The organism is Limnobacter litoralis (assembly GCF_030160455.1).
Taxonomy (GTDB): domain Bacteria; phylum Pseudomonadota; class Gammaproteobacteria; order Burkholderiales; family Burkholderiaceae_B; genus Limnobacter; species Limnobacter litoralis.
The window spans coordinates 315,379-335,737 of the sequence record NZ_BSOJ01000015.1; the positions used below are offsets into that span (position 1 = coordinate 315,379).

The window sequence follows — 20,359 nt, forward strand, 5'->3', positions numbered from 1 at the left end:
CAATTCAGGACTAGAGACTGGATTAGGGCTCAAGCAGGTGCATCAAATTCCGCCACGCCTGATATTTGGAACTGCCCGTTGTCAGCATGCTTTCAAGGGTGGGAAGCTGAATAAGACGCGAATAAAGGGTCTCTGGCAATGAATCTGGAATCGGCGTGGCAAAAGCCAGTATTTGATTTGCAGAATGCACCCGAGAATCATCGAATGATTGGCAACAAATTACCGGACGAGCTTTAAACATGGCCAGCACGTTAGACAACAACAGCCCAACGGCCGTTGTGGTGTCGGGTTCGGTGCCAAGCAATGGCACCCCAGGAGCCACGGCCACGATACGCACCTCTTCTAAAGTCTGATTCTGAACATGTCGAAGTGTCCAGACAGGCCCCAGCCCCATGACCTCAAACAATTCTGACTTGTTCATCATCACATACCCATGTCTTGAAACCGTTTGAACAGGACCAAAGCGTCTTCCCGCCCCTCACGTGCAGGGTAATAATTTTTCCTCACACCAATCAACTTGAACCCTTCAGTTTCGTAAAGTGTTTTGGCAGCGACGTTGCTGGGCCGCACTTCCAGCAACATGCCATCCATGCCGGCACCTTTTGCACGTCCAATGCCCCACTGCAACAAGTGCCTGCCATAGCCATGCCCTTGAAGATCGGCCCGTACAGACAGATTCAACAAATGGTACTCGTCCACAACCCGCATCATCACAAGGTAGGCGGCCAACTGGTGATCAATCCACATGCAGTGTGCATCGTACCCCGCACGCAAAGAATCTCCGAAGTTGCGCTCGGTCCACGGGAATTCATAGATTACCTGTTCGACCTCTGCCACCGCCGCCAGGTCGGCCTCCGTCATGGCCTTGATGCTAAAGATTGACATCTCGTGCAGCTCGCCTTTCCTGGGTGGTTTGTGCCACCTTTTCACGCACATACAAGGGTTGACAGTCCAAGGGCGTGGCCACAACCCCGTGACTAAAACGCACATGCCCCAGTGCCGCCGTTCCCAAACCCAGGGAAACATCCGAAGTACCCACAGCCAAGGCCTGCGGCAGCAAATCGGCTCGAATGGGTGCATCCGCAAGTGTATTGGTCGCCTCACGCGTGAACTCATGCAGCGCTGCGCTTGAGTAAGGCAGCAGGCCGGGCTGTTTGATCCACAAAGTGCGGTCGGCTTGCAAGACCAATTGGGCGGCATACACCTCCTGAAGACGCGCGTCCATTAGACAGGCTGCTTCTACCCCCTCCCCGCCCTTACTTGCATCCGGATCTTTCCGTGCTGCAAAGGTGGCGGCCATGCATTCAAAACTACTCAGTGGCACGCAGGGCACCTGCCATGCTGTTGCAAGCCCCTGTGCAACACCACAAGCCGTGCGAAGGCTCGTAAAACCGCCTGGCCCAATGTCAACGGCAATCGCCAGACAATTCGCGCCAGTCAAGCCAGCTTGCACCATGCCTTGCCCCAAGCGGGGCAGCAGTTCGGCCGACTGGCTTCGGTATTCCGTGATTGAAAACTCGAACAACACCTTGAACGCTGTACCGAGCAATAGGGCACCACCTGATCCTGCTTGAACTGCCGCCACATGGGCAGCACCCGAGCTCGTGGACAAACCCAACACAAAATCTGAATCACGCATCGGACACACCCGTTTGAATCATCAGGACGACGGCTTGCGCCTCAATGGCCTCGGCACGCCCCAGATAACCCAACTTTTCATTGGTTTTCGCTTTGATGTTCACACTGTCGGTGGGCAAACCGCAGATTTCTGCAAGACGCCGATGCATGGCAGGCATATGAGCGGCCAGTTTGGGGCTCTGGCATATCACGGTGCTGTCGACGTTGATCAATTCAAAACCGGCTACAGCGCATTTCTCAAGCGTGGCCTGCAGCAAAAGGGCGCTGTCTGCACCCGCGTATTGGGCATCCGTGTCTGAAAAGTGGCGACCAATATCACCCAATCCACAGGCACCAAGAACAGCGTCTGTAATGGCATGCAGCAAGGCGTCGGCGTCGGAGTGACCCAACAGGCCCTTTTCACTGGGTATTTGAACGCCAGCCAGCACCAAGGGTCTGCCTGTTACCAGCTGATGCACGTCGTAACCCTGGCCCACACGCAATTTGCGAAAATCGTTCAAATTCAATTGGCTTCACCATCCAATGGCTGCAGGTTCAACAGGCAACGCACGTATTCAAGATCTTGGGCCTGGGTAATTTTCATGTTTTCAAGTCCGCCCATCACCAACAAAGGCGATATGCCCATGGTTTCAATGGCACTGGCTTCGTCAGTGACCTCAGCCCCCTGGTACAGGCATTCAGCCAAAGCCAGGCTAAGCGCCTGAGCGCGAAACATTTGTGGAGTCTGGGCGCACCACATGTTGGTGCGCGACACCGTTGTCTGGCTGCTGGTGTCGCCTTCCTCGCTGACAGACGCCTTTTTTAGCGTGTCTGCGACCGGCAGTGCCAACAACCCCCCTGCCACATGCTCACTGGCCTGGTCAATCAATCGGGCCAGCAGATGACGGGTCAAACCGGGTCGCGCAGCGTCATGCACCAACACCCAGTCTGTTTCAAAGACCCACATGTTTTCAAGCAGATACTGCAATGCATTTAACACGGTGTTGACTCGTTCCCGGCCACCAAGTGGCAATACTTTAACCTTGGGCACCGATTCAAAAAGGCTCGCACAGCGCGTGTCATCTGGTGCGCAGACCACAAATACCTTGTGAACGCGATCGTCGGCCAACAGCGCATTCACACTGCGCTCAAGCACGGTAAGGCCGCCCAAATCGGCGTATTGTTTGGGCGCATCTGCCCCGAAACGCTTACCCTGCCCCGCGGCGGGCACCAATCCATAATATTTGGCAGATGTTGCCATGCGTGTAGCGTCCTGAGCGGCAGTTTGCCGCCTTATAATACGGGTCAATTCAATACCGCCCACGCCCGCCAAAAACGGCCAGTGGGCTTAAGCTGTTTTATGTTGTCACATTTTACTTCTTCTTTCGCGGTCGAACCTGGCCACAGGCTCACCTTGGCGCATCCGCCCGGCAGTGCCGATTCTTTTTTGTTGGCGCAGCTTCTGCAAAGTACCACCACTGCAGGCAAGCTGAATGTGGTGGTCTGCGCAAAAACGCATGACGCCACCCGGCTACTGGAAGAAATCAAGCTGTTCGCCCCCGAACTGCGCGTGCATTACCTGCCCGATTGGGAAACCCTGCCTTATGACAGCTTGTCGGCACACCAAGACCTCGTTTCTGAACGACTGGCCACGCTGTACCAACTTCAACAAGGCGATCTGGACGTGTTGCTGGTGGCAGCCAGCACCGCCATTCAACGCCTGGCACCGCCCGCCTTTCTGGCAAGCACCACATTCTTCTTCAAAACCGGCGAAAAAATCAATGAAGCCAAGCTGCGCGAGCAGTTGACCACAGCGGGTTACAGCCATGTGTCACAGGTCATGAGCCCGGGTGAATACAGTGTTCGAGGCGGAATTATCGACCTGTTCCCGACGGGCACGGTTCTGCCCTTCAGACTCGATCTGTTCGACAATGAAATCGAATCCATCAAGACATTCGATGTGGATTCTCAACGAAGCCTCTACCCAGTGCGCGAGATGCGATTGTTGCCCGGCCGTGAATATCCACTGGACGAGCAAGCCCGCGCGCGCTTCCGAAGCGCCTGGCGAGAGCGCTTTGAAGGCGACCCATCCCGAGTCTCCATCTATCGCGACATGGGCAACGGTGTGGCCAGCGCGGGCATTGAATACTACCTACCCCTGTTTTTTGAACAAACGGCCACGCTGGCCGACTACCTGCCCAAACGCGAAACGGTGCTGGTGCAACACGGTGCGGTCGATGACGCGCTGCAAACCTTCTGGGAAGAAACACGCCAGCGACACCAATTTCTCAGTAAGGACATTGAGCGCCCCATACTGAGCCCGGCTGAAATTTACCTGTCGGCTGAACTGTTTTTTTCCCTGTTCAATCAGGCTGCACGGGTCAACCTTTCAGGTGCCAAAAGCGCCATGGTGCCCGAGTATTGCGGCGTCGCATTGCCCGACCTGTCGGCTGAGCGCCGCGCAGAGAATCCGCTGCACAAGCTGAAATCCTTTCTGGAACAGAAGCCTGGCTACCAGCAAATCGTGATGCTTGCGCCCAGCGAAGGGCGCAAAGAAACGCTGCTGCAATACCTCAATGAACATGGTTTAAAGCCCGCGACTTACGCCACATTACAAGAGGCCGTCAATTCGGGCGAAGCCTTTTGCATGGCCACTGCCACGCTGGACACAGGCTTTGGAATCCTCCACAAACACGACCCGCGAATTGCGCTGATTACCGAATCAGAGCTGTTTGCCACGGCAGCACCACGCAGAAAGAACGGACGTCGCCAGGAACGGCAGAGCAATGTCGAATCCATGATTCGGGACCTGTCCGAGCTGAAGCCGGGCGACCCGGTTGTGCATCAGCAACATGGCATCGGGCGCTACCAGGGCCTGACCACGATGGATCTGGGTGAAGGCGCCTCTGAATTTCTGCACTTGAACTACGCCAACGGATCCAATCTATTCGTTCCGGTGTCCCAATTGCACGTCATTTCCCGCTACAGCGGCGCTGACCCCGACAATGCACCACTGCACGCATTGGGTTCCGGCCAATGGGAAAAAGCGCGAAACAAAGCGGCCAAGATGGTGCGTGACACGGCGGCTGAATTGCTCAACCTGTATGCGCGACGTGCATTGCGCAAAGGCCATGAATTCAAGCTCAACGCCAACCACTACGAGGCCTTTGTTGAAAAATTTGGCTTTGAAGAAACAGCCGATCAGGCCGCAGCCATCAATGCCGTGATCGGCGACATGCTGTCACCCCGCCCCATGGACCGGCTTGTCTGTGGTGACGTCGGTTTTGGAAAAACAGAGGTTGCCTTGCGCGCCGCATTTGTCAGTGTGATGGATGGCAAACAGGTCGTTTTACTGTCACCCACTACCTTGTTGGCTGAACAGCACTTTCAGACCTTCTCCGACCGTTTTTCTGATTGGCCGGTCAAAGTGGTTGAATTGTCGCGATTCAAGTCGCCCAAGGAAATTCGCGAAGCCATCGACCTGATCAACTCAGGAAAAGCGGACATCATCATCGGCACGCACAAGGTGCTGTCATCCGACATCGAGTTTTCACGACTGGGTCTGGTCATTATCGACGAGGAGCACCGCTTTGGCGTGCGCCAGAAAGAGGCCCTGAAAAACCTGCGCGCCGAGGTGGACGTGCTGGCCTTGACCGCGACCCCCATTCCGCGAACCCTGGCCATGAGCATGGAAGGCATACGCGACTTTTCAGTGATCGCCACCGCGCCACAGCGGCGCTTGTCCATCAAAACCTTCGTACGCCGTGAAACGGACAGCGTGATCCGTGAGGCCATTTTGCGCGAGCTGAAGCGCGGCGGGCAGGTTTACTACCTGCACAACGAGGTGGACACCATCGAAAACCGCAAGGAAGCACTCGAGAAAATTCTGCCTGAAGCCCGAATTGCAATCGCCCACGGCCAAATGCCTGAGCGCGATCTTGAGCGGGTGATGCGCGATTTTTATCACCAGCGCTTCAATGTTTTGTTGTGCACCACCATCATCGAAACCGGCATCGACGTACCCACGGCCAACACCATCGTGATCCATCGGGCCGACAAGTTTGGTTTGGCACAGTTGCATCAATTGCGGGGCCGTGTGGGTCGCTCCCATCATCAGGCCTACGCCTACCTGATGGTCAACAATGAAGAGGGGCTCACCAAAAATGCGGGCCGTCGCCTGGAGGCGATCACCATGATGGAAGACCTTGGCAGCGGCTTCTACCTGGCCATGCATGACCTGGAAATCCGGGGTGCGGGTGAAGTGCTGGGTGCCAACCAAAGCGGCAATGTGCATGAAGTGGGCTTTCAAATGTACACCGACATGCTGAACCACGCCGTGCGCAGCTTGAAGTCTGGAAAGGAACCCGACCTGACTGCACCACTGAACGCCACCGTTGAAATCAATTTGCACACCCCCGCCTTATTGCCCGAAAGCTATTGCACCGACGTGCACGAAAGGCTTACGCTGTACAAAAGGCTGGCCAGCACCGAAACAATGGATGACATCAGCGACATGCAAGAGGCCCTGATCGACCGGTTCGGCAAGCTGCCCGAAGAAACCAAAGCCCTGCTGGAAACACATCGCATCCGGATACTGGCAAAGCCGTTGGGTGTACAAAAGATTGACAGCTCCACAGAGGCCACGGTCGTTCAGTTTGAGCCCAATGCCAATGTTGATGCTGCAAAAATCATTCAATTGATCCAGAAAGAGCGCGACTACAAACTGGCAGGCCCTGACAAACTGCGCATCAACAAGCGCATTGAAAATCTGAGTGATCGGGTCACCATGATGAAAAACCTGATCAAGCAACTGGCAGGCCAGCCTGCCTGAACCCACACACGCCGGAGAATCTGCCATGAGCCGACTCGTTTTAACCTCACCACGACTGGAAAAACACAGCGTGTTGGAGGCACTGGAAGCCCTTCAATTGCCCACGCTTGGCGTTGAAGTCAAACACAACCGATACGTCTGCGAACTCCCAGAGGCCGTTACGCTGACCGCCACTTTGTTGCAAGAGGTGCTCAAGCCCGTCGCAATGACTCACGAGTTTGATTACGCGCTGCTTGAATCGCAAGTGAATGCTGACCAGTTCAAGTTGCTCGCCATGGACATGGACAGCACGCTGATTACCATTGAATGCATCGACGAGATTGCCGATTTCGTGGGCAAGAAAAAGGAAGTGTCCGAAATCACTGAGGCTGCCATGCGCGGTGAAATTGCAGACTTTACAGAAAGTCTGACCCGCCGGGTCGCCTTGTTGCGGGGTGTACCGGAAAGTGCATTGGACGCTGTTTACAACGAACGACTGCGCCTTTCACCCGGTGCAGAAAACCTGCTGGCTTTCGCCCGAACAAACGGATGGAAGACCTTGCTCGTGTCGGGTGGATTCACTTTTTTCACAGACAAGCTGAAAGCACGGCTTGGGCTGGACTACACCCGCGCCAACACACTCGAGATTGTGGATGGTCACCTGACCGGCAAGGTGCTAGGCCCCATCATCGACGGGCAAGCCAAAATGGAAACCGTGCAAGAAACCTGCACGCAGATGGGCATTGACAGCCGCCGGTCCATTGTGATGGGCGACGGTGCCAACGATCTGAAAATGATGTCTATTTCAGGCGCCAGCGTGGCATTCAGGGCCAAGCCCGCGGTGCAGCTGCAGACTGATTACTGCATCAACTTCGGTGGGCTTGACACTGTTTGCCAGTGGCTGATTTGAATTACATCCGCTCAAAAATGGCGGCAATGCCCTGACCACCACCAATGCACATGGTAACCAGCGCATAACGGCCCTGAATGCGCTGCAATTCATAAAGCGCCTTAACTGTGATGATGGCACCCGTGGCACCAATGGGGTGACCAATTGAAATGCCCGAGCCATTGGGGTTTACCTTGGCAGGGTCAAGGCCCAGCGTCTTGGTCACTGCGCAGGCCTGCGCCGCAAAGGCTTCATTGGCTTCGATCACATCCATGTCGGCAACGGTCAACCCAGCCTTGGCCAGTGCCTTTTGCGTGGCTGACACCGGGCCAATGCCCATCAGTGTGGGTTCAACACCTGTGTTGGCGTAGGCCACCAAACGGGCCAGTGGCTTTGCACCTGCCTTGGCAGCGGCTTCTTTTTCCATCAACACCACGGCGCCTGCACCATCGTTCAAGCCAGATGCGTTACCCGCAGTCACAGTACCTTCTTTCTGGAACACGGCGCGCAGCTTGGCCATGCCTTCCAGGGTTGCGTCACCACGCACATGTTCATCGGTGTCAAACACGGCCACGCCTTTGCGGGTTTTCACCTCGATCGGCAGAATCTGGCTCTTGAAATAGCCCTGTGCGATCGCATTGGCAGCGCGCTTGTGGCTTTCAACCGCCAAAGCGTCCTGGTCTTCACGGGTAATGCCGTATTCTTTGGCCACGTTTTCAGCGGTCACACCCATGTGGATGGTGTGGAACGGGTCATGCAATGCACCCACCATCATGTCGATGCCCTTCATGTCACCCATGCGCGCACCCCAACGGGCGCTGGGCAGAATGTAGGGCGCACGGCTCATGCTTTCAGCGCCACCACCCACAGCCACATCGCAATCGCCCAGCATAATCGCCTGTGCTGCGGTCACAATGGCTTGCAAGCCAGAACCGCACAGGCGGTTCAATGTGAGTGCAGGCGTCGTCTTGTCCAGACCGCCTTCAATGGCTGCCACTCGGGCCAGATACATGTCACGCGGCTCTGAGTTCACCACATGACCAAACACCACATGCCCTACGGATTCAGGGGCCACATTTGCACGGGCTACCGCTTCTTTCAGCACCATGGCGCCCATCTGGGTTGGTGAAAAATCTTTCAGGCTTCCACCAAAATCACCCACGGCGGTTCTCACACCGCTTACTACCACCACTTCACGTGTCATTTTCAATCTCCTTCAAGTCAAATCAATCCAGTCGGACGCATTCCAATTGCGCCTCTGTTTGCTTGTTTACCCCTCAACCTTGCAATTGGCCCCACAAATCGTGCTCGTCACAATCGTCGATCACAACCGAAACAAAATCGCCCACCTTAGGGCGCTTAGCGGAATCTTCTGGCATGGGAACAAACACATTGCCGTCGATTTCAGGTGCGTCAGCAGCGCTACGCGCCACGATACCTTCGTCGTCGGTTTCGTCCACCAACACCTGCAACACCTTGCCCAGTTTGGCCTGATTCCGCTTCAGGCTGATTTCTTCCTGAAGGGCCATCAGTCGTGCCCGGCGCTCTTCTTTGACCTCTTCCGGCACAGGGTCGGGCAAATTGTTGGCCACGGCCCCCTCCACGGGTGAATACGCAAAAACGCCGACTCGGTCCAGTTCCGCTTCAGCGATGAAATCCAACAGGTGCTCGAACTCAGCCTCTGTTTCACCCGGGAAGCCTGTGATAAACGTGCTGCGCAAGGTAATGTCTGGGCAAATTGCACGCCACGCGCGAATGCGTTCGATGTTGCGCTCGCCGCTGGCGGGGCGCTTCATGCGTTTTAGTACATCCGGGTGCGAATGCTGAAACGGGATGTCCAGATACGGCAAAACCTTGCCTTCTGCCATCAATGGCACCACATGATCCACATGCGGATAAGGGTACACATAGTGCATGCGCACCCAAATGCCCAAATCGCCCAGTTCACGGGCCAGTTCCAGAAACTGGGTCTTGACTGGCCGTCCATTGACAAAATCAGTGCGGTATTTGAGGTCAACCCCGTAGGCCGAGGTGTCCTGGCTGACCACCAGCAATTCTTTTACACCGCTTTTCTTGAGGCTTTCGGCCTCGCGCATGACCTCACCGATTGGCCGCGACACCAGGTCGCCGCGCATACCCGGAATAATGCAGAACGTGCAACGGTGGTTACAACCTTCAGAAATCTTCAAATACGCGTAATGCTTGGGTGTCAATTTGACACCGTGGTCCGGCACCAGGTCGATAAATGGATCATGCGGCTTCGGCAAGTGTGTGTGAACCGCCTGCATCACTTCTTCCGTGGCGTGTGGCCCTGTCACTGCCAGCACCTTGGGATGCAGGGTCGTGATCAGGTTTTTGCCCTCGTCACCGTTTTTCGCCCCCAAACAACCCGTCACAATCACTTTGCCATTTTCAGCGATGGCCTCTCCAATGGCGTCCAGACTTTCCTGAACCGCGCTGTCAATAAAGCCACAGGTGTTGACCACGATCAGGTCAGCCCCCTGATATTCGGGCGCCACCTCATAGCCCTCCACCTTGAGTTGGGTCAAGATCCGCTCGGAGTCAACCAGGGCTTTGGGGCATCCCAAAGAAACAAAGCCCACACTGGGTGGGCGCTTGGTGGCGTTTGCGTTGTTTTGCATGTTGGCCTGTTACTTTTTTGTAGGGTCGGGTTTGTTTTTGGATGAGGGATCTGTACCGGGAAACCCGAAATTGCCAAACAAGCTGCGCGTCTGCTCCTGGAACTGGTCCTGCATCTGCACAAACATGTTTTTGCTTTGATCGATGTAATTGCTCATCATGGACTGAATGACGGGCGTCTGAACGCTCATGAACTGTGACCACAGTTCGGGGTTGGCAAATTGCTTGCCATCCACCATGTTTTTGCCCTGATCCTGAAAACTGCCCTGGATGTCCATGAAGGCCTGCAGGTTTTTCTCAAGAAAAGTGCCCATGATGCTTTGCATGGCATTGCCATAGAATCGAATGATCTGCGACAACATGCTGGAAGTGAAAATGGGCGAACCCGCCGTTTCTTCTTCAAGGATGATCTGCAACAAAATGCTGCGGGTCAGGTCTTCACCGCTTTTGGCGTCCAACACTTGAAAGGCTTCATTGTCGAGAACCAACTGCTTGACGTCGCCCAAGGTGATGTAGCTGCTGGTTTGGGTGTCGTAAAGTCGGCGGTTTGGGTATTTTTTAATGAGTCGGTTCGCGTCTGTCATGCCTCTTCTTCTCTTTTACAAGTCGTTGTTGCACCGCACATGAAATTCACGTGCAGTGCAACATCATACCGCCTTTTTCGAACTTGTTCGCGCAAATGGAATTTGCACGCTCAACCCATGTGCAAACCACCATTGACCGAGAAGTCTGCACCTGTCGAGAAACCGGACTCTTCAGAGGCCAGCCAGGCGCAAATGGATGCAATTTCCTCAGGCGTACCCAAGCGTTTCACAGGAATGGTTGCGACAATTTTTTCGAGCACTTCAGGGCGAATGGCCCGAACCATGTCAGTCCCAATGTAGCCGGGCGACACGGTGTTCACAGTCACTCCTTTTGAGGCGACTTCTTGTGCCAAAGCCATCGTGAAACCATGCAGGCCGGCCTTGGCAGTTGAGTAGTTGGTTTGACCAAACTGGCCCTTCTGACCATTCACTGAGGAAATGTTGATGATTCGGCCAAAACCCTGTTCAACCATGCCATCGATCACCTGCTTGGTGACGTTGAACAGCGAGTTCAGATTGGTGTCGATGACCGCTTTCCAGTCATCAAGGCTCATTTTGCGGAACATGCCGTCGCGCGTAATACCTGCGTTGTTGACCAGCACAGAAATGGTGCCGTGCTCAGCTTTCACTTTGTCAAAAGCGGCCTTGGTGCTCTCCCAATCGCCCACATTGCCTTCGCTGGCAAACACCTCGTAACCGGCGTTGCGCATTTCACCCAGCCAAGTGTCTTTGCGGGGTGAATTGGGGCCGCAGCCCGCCACCACTTTAAAGCCGTCTTCGCACAGTCGTTTACAGATTGAGGTTCCGATGCCACCCATGCCACCGGTGACGTATGCTATTTTTTGAGTACTCATGTTCACATCCCTATTTTGTTTATGTATTTAAAAACTTAGCGTGAAACAGCCAAGGCAACACCCATACCGCCGCCAATGCACAAAGAGGCCAGGCCTTTCTTGGCATCGCGCTTGTTCATTTCGTGAATCAGGCTGACCAACACGCGGCAACCTGAAGCGCCGATGGGGTGACCCAAAGCAATGGCGCCGCCATTGACGTTGATCTTGCTGGTGTCCCAACCCATTTCCTTGTTCACTGCACAAGCCTGCGCAGCAAATGCTTCATTGATTTCCATCAGATCCAATTCCGCGGGAGTCCAGCCTGCTTTCTCAAGGCACTTTTTGGAGGCCGGCACGGGGCCCATTCCCATGATGGTGGGGTCAAGTCCAGCACTGGCATACGCCTGAATCTTGGCCAGAACCGGCAGCCCCAGTTCCTTGGCTTTGGCGGCACTCATCAACATCACTGCCGCGGCACCGTCATTCAGGCCAGACGCGTTGGCGGCAGTCACCGAGCCATCTTTCTTGAATGCAGGCTTCAGCGCGGTCATTTGATCCAGCGTGGCGCCCAACCTTGGAAATTCGTCTGTATCGAACACAACTGGGTCGCCCTTGCGCTGTGGAATGCTCAGCGGAATGATTTCATCCTTGAATTTCCCCGCCTTGATGGCGGCTTCGGCCTTGTTCTGTGATTTCACCGCAAATTCGTCTTGCTCAGCACGATTCACGCTGTATTTCTCGGCCACGTTTTCAGCGGTAATACCCATGTGGTACTGGTTGTAGACATCCCACAGACCATCCACGATCATGGTGTCCACCAACTTGGCGTCACCCATGCGGAAGCCATCGCGGCTGCCCAACATCACATGTGGGGCTGCACTCATGTTTTCCTGACCACCGGCGATCACAATTTCAGCGTCGCCGCAGGCGATGGCTTGCGCGGCCAACATCACTGCCTTCAAGCCGGAGCCGCACACCTTGTTGATGGTCAAGGCAGGCACGGAAACAGGCAAACCCGCTTTGATGACCGCCTGACGGGCCGGGTTCTGGCCAGATCCTGCCGCCAACACTTGACCAAGAATTACTTCAGAAATTTGTTCACCCTTGACGCCGGTTTTCTCCAGCAGGCCTTTGATCACATGCGCACCCAGTTCAGGTGCTGAAATTTTGGCCAGTGAACCGCCAAACTTGCCAATTGCCGTGCGGCCTGCGGCCACGATTACCACTTCAGTCATTTTGTTTTCTCCGTGTACAGGTTAATCAGATACGCGCTTTCACGTAACGCCCGGGGGCTTGCTCCACGGGCTTGTAGGTCGGGTTGCCAGCCTTGGCCGGTGCCTTCACCAGTTTGCCCTTCTTGTCTTCCAGCCAGGCAGCCCAGTCATTCCACCAACTGCCGGGCACCTCTGTCGCCTCGACCAGCCATTGCTGTGCGCTGTCAGGCAGGTTGTCATTGCGCCAGAAGCTGCGCTTGTTTTTCGCGGCTGGGTTGATCACCCCGGCAATGTGGCCGCTTGCGCCCAATACAAAACGCACGTCACCACTGACGTATTGAGTAGTGCGGTAAGCAGTTTGCCAAGGCACGATGTGATCTTCGCGGGTGGCCAGCACGTACACCGGCATGTCGATCAAGCCGAGGTCGACCGGTTCGCCACACACTTCGACCTTGCCGGGTTCGCACAAATTGTTTTCGAGGTAGGTGTTTCTCAGGTACCAGCAGAACATCGGGCCCGGCAAATTGGTGCTGTCGCTGTTCCAGTACAGCAAATCAAACGCGGTTGGCTTCTCGCCTTTCAGGTAATTGCTGACCACATAATTCCAGATCAAATCGGTGGGCCGAAGACTTGAAAATGCGCTCGCCAAGTCCTTTCCCAACATCAATCCGCCGTTGCCGATGGTTTCCTCGCGGGCGCGCACCTGTTCTTCATCCACAAACACGCCCAAAGCGCCCGTGTCCTCAAAGTCCAGCAAGGTGGTTAAGAATGTCACGCTGTTGACGCTGTCGTCTCCCCTGTTGGCCAGTACCGACAAGGCGGTGGCCAGCAAAGTACCGCCCACACAAAAGCCCAACACGTTTAAACGGGGCTGTTTGCGAATCTTCTTGACGACGTCCATGGCTTTGATTACACCGTGCTCGATGTAATCGTCCCAAGTCAGCGCCTGCTCCTCTTGGGTCGGATTTTTCCAGGACACCAAAAACAGCGTGTGCCCCTGCTCAACCACGTAACGAACCAAAGAATTGGCGGGTTGCAGGTCAAGAATGTAAAACTTGTTGATGCAAGGCGGAACAAACAGCATGGGTATCTGCCCGACCTGCTCGGTCAGTGGCTTGTATTGAATGAGCTGAAACAGCGCGTTTTCAAACACCACCTCGCCCTCGGAACGGGCCACATTGACGCCCACTTCGAAAGCCGATTCATCGGTTTGGGAAATTCGGCCCTTCTGAAGGTCACCCAACAGGTTTTGAATGGCCAAAGTCAGGCTTTCACCCTTGGTTTCAAGCAATCTCTTTTGTGCTTCAGGGTTAGAAACGAAAAAATTCGATGGGCTCATGGCGTCGACAAACTGCTCAATGGCGTAATCGATCTGTCGCTTCTCGCGGCCCTCTGCAGGCATGAGTTCGGCCACTTTTCGGGTGTACTTCGCATTCAACGAGTACAGGGCAGCGGTTAACTCATAGATACCGTGATCCCGCCAGTCTGTGGATGCAAACCGTTTGTCGTCGCTGATCCATTCATCAAGCGACACATGCTTGCCAGTTTCCTCGCCCACATTGGGCATCGATGAAAACGCGGAGGACAACAAAGCTGAAAACTCAGTGGCGTACTCGGATTGCAACTGACTCAAGCTGTTCAAGGGAACTTTGCCCAAAGAATGCTGGAATGCGCTCATGACCGAGGTCATGAAAGGCCCGACAGACCCCAACAGATTGGGCGTGTGCTCGGAAACAGGAAGGCTCGGAATGGCGCCGGAGAAGAGCTGTTGAACCTGTTCCTGAAACTGGGTCTGCATTTGCTTGGCAACAGGCAACAGTTGACCGAACACTTCCTCGAAGCTCGGAATTTGCTTATTCACAATCCTCTCCTTTGCGGATGCACCTCATGACGGGTGCGCAGGCTGGTTTTTATGGTGTATTCCCTTATTGTGCATCGCAACATTTTGTCTTGTCAAATAAATGTCTTGTCCTGGGTTACTCTTGTCAGCCTGTTCACTTTACTGCACCATCAACGCGTCGAGTACTTTGAACGCATCACCCATGTATATCGTAGGCATCGGCTGGATGTACGTCGTCACCCTGATGGCAGCCACCGAAACGAATTTTGCCGCGGGCGCAGCCACGTTTCTGTTTTATGGGCTCTTGCCCTGCTCGGTGCTGATGTATTTGTTGGGCACCAAAAGCCGTCGGCTTAAGCGCCAGGCACAGGAAGAAGCCGAACAAAAGTTGCAATTCGCCCAGCCGGAAGAGATTGCACCTGAGCGCGTCGGTGAGAAAACCAACGTGGATCAGTGAAGGTGTCAAAATCTCCACCCACCGTCGTTTCCAAACCCACACTGTGTAATCTTTGCTTGGCAAGGGTGTAGAGGTCGGCCATCCAGCGACCTTGCCTTTGAGAAGGATGAAACGCCGTGGCTGCCTGGGGGTCTTGGTCCACGAATGCACTGCGCACCTCAGCCCCAACCTCATAGGACTGAGGTCCAATGGCTGGCCCCATCCAGGCGTAACACTGTTCAGATTTCACCTGCGCAACATCCATCAGTGCGTTCAAACAGCTTTCGAGAACACCCCCATGAAGTCCGCGCCAGCCCGCGTGAGCAACACCCACCGCGATGGCCTGGTTCCGCGAATCACGCGCCACCATGACCACAGGCAGACAATCCGCCGTCATCACAGCCAAGGCGATGTCGGTGCGGCGCGTCACACTGGCGTCGGCATCGGCAGGGGCGCACAAGTGTGTGTCTGCGCGGGCTGACACCTGAAGGGTATCGGCCCCGTGAACCTGATTCAACCAGACCAGGGGTGCCCCCACCTCACCTTCAAGCAAAGCCCGCCGACCTTGCACCTCAGACAATTCATCGCCCACGTGCGTTGCCAGATTAAAGCCGCGACCAGGGGCCTGACCACGCGTGGTCACACCCACCAAAACACCACTGAATTCTGGTCCTAGCGTTGGCCAACAAATCGGAGCAGCCACTCCTCCACCTCCGGATCTTCTTCCTCTTCGGTCTCGAAACGCACCAGCACCGAAGCACGGTGCGCCAAAGCCGCCTCATCAATGGCAGCGGCGATCTCATCCGAGTGCATATCAATACCGGCCATTTCACCGAGCAAGCGCATGTCTTCAGGCACGGGCGCCCGGAACTCAGGCCATTCATGCCCTTCCAGTTGCAAATCCCAATCCTCGACGCTGAGATCTTCGTCGCGAACCTCAAAATGGGAAGGGTCTGGAAAACTCAGATGTGCCGCGTGCAGTGCCTGCCGCTCGAACAAGGACCCATCCGTCAACTGAATTTGTTGGATGCGTGCTGCTGAATGACTGCCTGCACCCTTCAATTTGTAAATGGGGTCGCCCACCAAGGCAAATCCTGCATGCTGGCCATGCACGCGAATCTGGTGTGTCCGGCCTGTTTCAAGCCGGCAAACCATCAAAGTCACCGGTACATCCATGAACTCACCCATGGCCACCGGTTGAAAATGGGTCACAGCCGGCTTTCCGTAGTCGAGAACCGCCATGCGAAGGCGGCTTTTCGGATCTCGCCCGATGGGCTTGTTCACCACAAACGACCGGGTAACCCGCCCCCACACCAAGGCAAGGTAAACACGCTTGACGATTCGGGCCTGCAACATTTGAACGAGTTTGATCTGTGTTTTCTCGGTGCGCGCAACCACCATCAACCCGGTGGTGTCCTGGTCAAGACGGTGAACAATTCCAGCCCTGGGCACATCGATCAAACCAGGGTCCAGATGGTACAAACCGTTCATCAGCGTACCAGTCCAGTGGCCAGGGGCTGGATGCACCACCAAACCCGCCTGTTTGTTCACCACCGTGTACTCGTCAGTTTGCGCCACCACATTGAGATTCATGTCCTCAGGCACCAAAGCCTGCATGTGCTCCAGTACACCTGGGCTAAGCGTCAACTCATCATGGGCCTTCACCTTTTGATTGCCCTTTCCACAGGCTTCTCCGTTCAGGAGCAGGCGATCCTGCTTCATCCAGGTTTGCAAGCGGGAACGGGAGTACTGCGGGAACAGTTCGGCCATGACCTTGTCGAGTCGCTGCCCGGCCATTTCTACAGGCACTTTGGTGGTCATCGCTTCGGTTAGCGATTCGTTGTCATTCTCAGGGGAACTCATAAACTTGTATCGAATCTTTCAATTGAGTGGGTCAGATGGATGCCGAGCGCAGATGACCGATATAATGGGCATCCAATATTGATCGTTTTGAAACACGCAGGTTTCGCACACACATGAACAAAACAGCATTTGCAGCCCGCAAAACATGGGCACCCGTATTATGGCAGTTATTCATGCTACCCGTGCTGATTTTAGCGCTGGCCTCGTGTGGAACCTCCAAGCCCTACGATGAAACCGAGAGTTGGAGCCCAGCACGCATTTACGAAGAAGCCAAAGACGAGATGGCCAGCGCCAACTACGACAGGGCTATTTCACTTTATGAAAAACTGGAATCGCGCTACCCGTATGGCCGTTACGCCCAACAGGCGCAGATGGACACTGCCTATGCCTATTACAAAAGCGGTGACAACGTGCAGGCATTGGCCGCAACAGATCGATTCATCAAGCTCTACCCCAACCACCGCGATTTGGACTACATCTATTATTTGCGTGGCTTGATCAACTTCAATGAAAACCGCGGCATCATCTCCCTCATTTCCGGTGAAGATCTCAGCGAACGTGACCCCAAGGGCACACGTGCCGCATTCGACGCCTTCAAAGAGGTCGTGACACGCTTTCCCAACAGCAAATACGCAGAGGACAGCAAAGCGCGCCTACAGTATCTCGTGAACTCACTGGCCCAAAACGAACTGGCCGCAGCGCGTTATTACTATCGCAGGGGTGCCTATCTCGCCTCCTTGAACCGCTCACAAGAGGTCATCAAGCGGTTTGAACAGACGCCCTCGGTCGAAGAGGCCCTGTTTTTAAGCTACCGTTGCTACCAAAAGCTGAACATGGCCCAGCTTGCCCAAGACACCAAGCGCGTGATCGACAAAAACTTCCCGAACAGCCCTTACTGGAACATGGAAGTGCCCGAGAAACAAAACATCAAGACGCACTGGTGGCAAGTCTGGAAGGACTGAGAAAGGACACCGCGACCGCAAGGTCGCGTGTTCTTTTGAAGGGTGGCAAACTACGCCACAGCATTTTGCCGTAGCCTTTTTCAACCAAGCGGCGATCACCAATCAACAGCACTCCACGATCCGATTCATCACGAATCAACCTGCCCGCACCCTGCTTTAGAGCGATGGCAGCATCGGGCAAAGAAAGATCCTGGAATGGACTTCCACCCCGGCTTTTCACCCAATCGCTTTTGGCTTGAAACACCGGGTCATCAGGGGGTGCAAAAGGCAGCCTGTCAATGATCACCAGGCGCAACTGGTCGCCGCGAATGTCGACACCCTCCCAGAAGCTGGCAGCCCCCACCAACACAGGTTTGTCTGCAGCTCGAAACTGTTCAAGCAATTCAGCTCTGGATGCATCGCCCTGAACAAGAATCTGCCAGCCGAGGCTTTGCTCTTCAATGCGTTGGCGCAGAAAGTCGCCGACCAGGCGAACTGCCCTCAGGCTGGTACACAAGAAGAACACCCCACCATCACTTGCACGCAGCACAGGCCAGATGGTTTCACACAGCTTTTCACTGAAGCCCGATTCATTGGGAAACGGCAGATTTTCTGGTACACAGAGCAAGGCCTGATTTTCGTAATCAAATGGGCTGGGCAGGAGCAGATCAACCGATTCATCCAGCCCCATGCTCAGCGTGAAGTGTGAAAGCGAATTTTTAACGCTCAGGGTTGCACTGGTGAACACCCATGCCTTGGGCTGCTCTGCATACAGCTTGGCAAACGCATCAGACACATCCAGCGGAGAATCGCAAAACTGCACGGTGTGCGCGGTCACATTCACCCAGCGCACTGATTGGGTGTCCTTTTCCGACTGGGAACCCAGCAAATCAAAAAACCAGGCCTGCCAACGCGTGGTCAGCTCGACCGCCCTGTTTTGAAGTTTGACCCAGGATTCTGAACGCGGCGCCAAAGGCGCCAGGAAATCGATGAGCTGCTCCATTCCGAGTTCGAACTGCTCACAGGCCGCAAGCACCCCCGGAATGGCGGCGAATTGTGTTTTTGTCAGGCGCGCTGCATCAATTTCAACACCCACCAAACGCCGAATGTCCTTCAAACGGGTTTCAAGCGGGCGAATGACCCCATCCCAATCACCCGCATCGGCACTGGAGGCACGCCCTTCGATCAAGACATCGCGCAAAAACTCCTGGCATTGCGCGGTCGAAATGCTCTGGCCCAACAAGTGGGTCGCAATTTCGGGCAACTGATGCGCTTCGTCAAATACCACCAAATCACAGGCTGGCAACAACTCCGCCACACCTTCCTCTTTCAGCGCCAGATCAGCCATAAAAAGATGATGATTAATCACCACCACCTCGGCATCGAGCGCGTCTCTCCTGGCCTTGTTCACAAAACACTCGGACGCGTTTGGACATTCACCCCCCAAGCAATTGTCCTTGTTGGAGGTCACCCAGCTCCAGACTGGCGAATTTTCCGGAACGCCTGAACAATCCGCCTTGTCGCCGCGGTCGGTGCCCATGGCAAATTGCTTCACCCGGTGTAAATGTTCGACGTCTCTGGGCGTGGGCAGGCGCGCCTCACGAAGTGCCCGCTCAAGATGAAAATGACAAATGTAATTTTGTCGGCCTTTCAGCAGTGCAACCTGAACAGGCACACCCAACGCCTTGCGAACCATGGGAATGTCTTTGGCAAACAGCTGATCCTGAAGGGTTTTGGTCGCAGTGGAAACCAACACCCGTTTTCCCGACAGCAGCGCGGGTACTAGATAAGCATAGGTTTTACCAGTGCCCGTTCCCGCCTCAACCACCAAGGCTTGCGTGGACTCAATGGCCTCAGCAACACGGCGGGACATCTCCAGCTGGGCCTGCCTGGGCGAAAAGCCGGGGATTGCTGTGGCAAGCAAGCCGTCTGGTGATAGGGCCTGTTCAACTTGCCTGCTTAAATCGTTCATGCGTTGTGTTCAGGCTGGAATGTCGGGCTCCAGCTGGATTTGTAAAAGGGTTATTGAGTCTTTGATTTGCAGCTTTCGCTTTTTGAGCCTTCGAATCTGCAATTGATCAAATGTGGGTTGTGCCATCAGCAAATCAATAATCTGGTCCAGATCACGATGTTCGACCTGAAGCTCGACAATTCGCCTGCGAATGGCATCTGCGTCTAGGGTAGTCACCATATAAGCCCAAGGTTGTCTAATGGACACTTTTTTAGAATGTATTTCAAGATTCTATCGTGTCTTGACACCGGGTGATGCACTCAGGGCGCTGCAGGCCCGGCATTATTGATGAACCTCGGCACCCGACTTGCCCCTTGAATCCCTTTGACGATCTGAATAATCGTGCATGCGAATCAAATCCATGGCGCGGTCTGCGGCTTCGGCGTGAGCACGGCGCAACTCAGCCTTCTCGGCTCGTACATCGTCCAGACAACTGGCCACAAAAAAGCGTTTGTAGCAAGCACGGGTTTGTTCATTCAATTCATAGTCAAGAATTGCAAGTTGCTGCTCACGACCCGCCATGTAGCTTTGAGCCTGCTCGTAATTCTGAGGCATTTCAGGCTTGCGGGACTTCATGGGTGGTAGGCTGGTACAGGCCGACAAGACCACAAGAGAAAGGACTCCACAGCAGACCTTGGCCCTGTACGGAAGTAGTTCGCCAAAAACAGCCCAGTAGTGTGG

At 54.8% G+C, this 20,359-nt stretch carries 19 protein-coding genes; 3 read left to right on the forward strand and 16 right to left on the reverse strand.

Annotated elements, in window-relative coordinates; all coding sequences use genetic code 11:
* Positions 1-22 precede the first annotated feature (22 nt).
* The 5 genes from QQJ87_RS08560 to ispD are packed head-to-tail and all read right to left on the reverse strand — an operon-like array spanning position 23 to position 2,878.
* Entirely contained in the window at positions 23-424 is a 402-nt protein-coding gene (locus QQJ87_RS08560) for a hypothetical protein (protein WP_284281216.1), read from the reverse strand.
* The gene (gene rimI / locus QQJ87_RS08565; protein ID WP_284281217.1) at positions 424-885 is read right to left on the reverse strand and encodes a ribosomal protein S18-alanine N-acetyltransferase; all 462 of its coding nucleotides are present in this window, start codon (positions 883-885) and stop codon (positions 424-426) included. Before rimI ends, QQJ87_RS08560 begins: the two co-directional genes overlap by 1 nt.
* Positions 872-1,639, reverse strand: coding sequence for a tRNA (adenosine(37)-N6)-threonylcarbamoyltransferase complex dimerization subunit type 1 TsaB (gene tsaB / locus QQJ87_RS08570; protein ID WP_284281218.1), 768 nt, complete (start codon positions 1,637-1,639; stop codon positions 872-874). The genes rimI and tsaB overlap by 14 nt, the downstream gene beginning before the upstream one ends.
* Positions 1,632-2,138, reverse strand: coding sequence for a 2-C-methyl-D-erythritol 2,4-cyclodiphosphate synthase (gene ispF / locus QQJ87_RS08575; RefSeq protein ID WP_284281341.1), 507 nt, complete (start codon positions 2,136-2,138; stop codon positions 1,632-1,634). Before ispF ends, tsaB begins: the two co-directional genes overlap by 8 nt.
* A gap of 2 nt (positions 2,139-2,140) precedes the next feature.
* Positions 2,141-2,878 (reverse strand): 2-C-methyl-D-erythritol 4-phosphate cytidylyltransferase, encoded by a 738-nt coding sequence (gene ispD / locus QQJ87_RS08580; RefSeq protein ID WP_284281219.1) that lies wholly within the window; start codon positions 2,876-2,878, stop codon positions 2,141-2,143.
* A 99-nt stretch (positions 2,879-2,977) separates the two neighbouring features.
* On the opposite strand from ispD, the gene mfd reads away from it, so the two are divergent.
* The gene (gene mfd, locus QQJ87_RS08585) at positions 2,978-6,448 is read left to right on the forward strand and encodes a transcription-repair coupling factor (RefSeq protein ID WP_284281220.1); all 3,471 of its coding nucleotides are present in this window, start codon (positions 2,978-2,980) and stop codon (positions 6,446-6,448) included.
* Between the two features lie 25 nt (positions 6,449-6,473).
* A complete protein-coding gene (gene serB, locus QQJ87_RS08590) occupies positions 6,474-7,337 on the forward strand; it encodes a phosphoserine phosphatase SerB (protein WP_284281221.1) in 864 nt (287 codons plus the stop codon).
* Position 7,338: 1 nt separating this feature from the next.
* Here the strand turns inward: serB and QQJ87_RS08595 are convergent, their stop codons facing one another.
* From QQJ87_RS08595 to QQJ87_RS08635, 8 genes are all read right to left on the reverse strand, one after another.
* A complete protein-coding gene (locus tag QQJ87_RS08595) occupies positions 7,339-8,520 on the reverse strand; it encodes an acetyl-CoA C-acyltransferase family protein (RefSeq protein ID WP_284281222.1) in 1,182 nt (393 codons plus the stop codon).
* A 73-nt stretch (positions 8,521-8,593) separates the two neighbouring features.
* Positions 8,594-9,958 (reverse strand): 30S ribosomal protein S12 methylthiotransferase RimO, encoded by a 1,365-nt coding sequence (rimO, locus tag QQJ87_RS08600; RefSeq protein ID WP_284281224.1) that lies wholly within the window; start codon positions 9,956-9,958, stop codon positions 8,594-8,596.
* A gap of 9 nt (positions 9,959-9,967) precedes the next feature.
* Positions 9,968-10,540 (reverse strand): polyhydroxyalkanoate synthesis repressor PhaR, encoded by a 573-nt coding sequence (gene phaR / locus QQJ87_RS08605; protein WP_284281225.1) that lies wholly within the window; start codon positions 10,538-10,540, stop codon positions 9,968-9,970.
* A 110-nt stretch (positions 10,541-10,650) separates the two neighbouring features.
* A complete protein-coding gene (locus QQJ87_RS08610) occupies positions 10,651-11,394 on the reverse strand; it encodes a 3-ketoacyl-ACP reductase (protein WP_284281226.1) in 744 nt (247 codons plus the stop codon).
* 35 nt (positions 11,395-11,429) lie between these two features.
* The gene (locus QQJ87_RS08615; protein ID WP_284281227.1) at positions 11,430-12,608 is read right to left on the reverse strand and encodes an acetyl-CoA C-acetyltransferase; all 1,179 of its coding nucleotides are present in this window, start codon (positions 12,606-12,608) and stop codon (positions 11,430-11,432) included.
* 25 nt (positions 12,609-12,633) lie between these two features.
* A complete protein-coding gene (locus QQJ87_RS08620; protein WP_284281228.1) occupies positions 12,634-14,448 on the reverse strand; it encodes a PHA/PHB synthase family protein in 1,815 nt (604 codons plus the stop codon).
* Positions 14,449-14,780: 332 nt separating this feature from the next.
* On the reverse strand, positions 14,781-15,566 hold the full coding sequence (pgeF, locus tag QQJ87_RS08630; protein WP_284281231.1) for a peptidoglycan editing factor PgeF: 786 nt from the start codon (positions 15,564-15,566) through the stop codon (positions 14,781-14,783).
* Entirely contained in the window at positions 15,536-16,726 is a 1,191-nt protein-coding gene (locus QQJ87_RS08635; protein WP_284281233.1) for an RluA family pseudouridine synthase, read from the reverse strand. Before QQJ87_RS08635 ends, pgeF begins: the two co-directional genes overlap by 31 nt.
* A gap of 113 nt (positions 16,727-16,839) precedes the next feature.
* On the opposite strand from QQJ87_RS08635, the gene QQJ87_RS08640 reads away from it, so the two are divergent.
* Complete coding sequence (locus QQJ87_RS08640; RefSeq protein WP_284281234.1) at positions 16,840-17,688, forward strand: outer membrane protein assembly factor BamD; 849 nt, start codon at positions 16,840-16,842, stop codon at positions 17,686-17,688.
* On the opposite strand, the gene yoaA is transcribed toward QQJ87_RS08640, so the two are convergent.
* From yoaA to QQJ87_RS08655, 3 genes are all read right to left on the reverse strand, one after another.
* Complete coding sequence (gene yoaA, locus QQJ87_RS08645) at positions 17,654-19,639, reverse strand: DNA repair helicase YoaA (protein ID WP_284281235.1); 1,986 nt, start codon at positions 19,637-19,639, stop codon at positions 17,654-17,656. The two genes, QQJ87_RS08640 and yoaA, sit on opposite strands and share 35 nt — an antisense overlap.
* A gap of 9 nt (positions 19,640-19,648) precedes the next feature.
* On the reverse strand, positions 19,649-19,858 hold the full coding sequence (locus QQJ87_RS08650) for a YdcH family protein (protein WP_284281236.1): 210 nt from the start codon (positions 19,856-19,858) through the stop codon (positions 19,649-19,651).
* A 102-nt stretch (positions 19,859-19,960) separates the two neighbouring features.
* Positions 19,961-20,254 carry a hypothetical protein gene (locus QQJ87_RS08655; protein WP_284281238.1) on the reverse strand — a complete coding sequence of 98 codons (294 nt, stop codon included), beginning with the start codon at positions 20,252-20,254 and terminating at the stop codon, positions 19,961-19,963.
* Positions 20,255-20,359 lie beyond the last annotated feature (105 nt).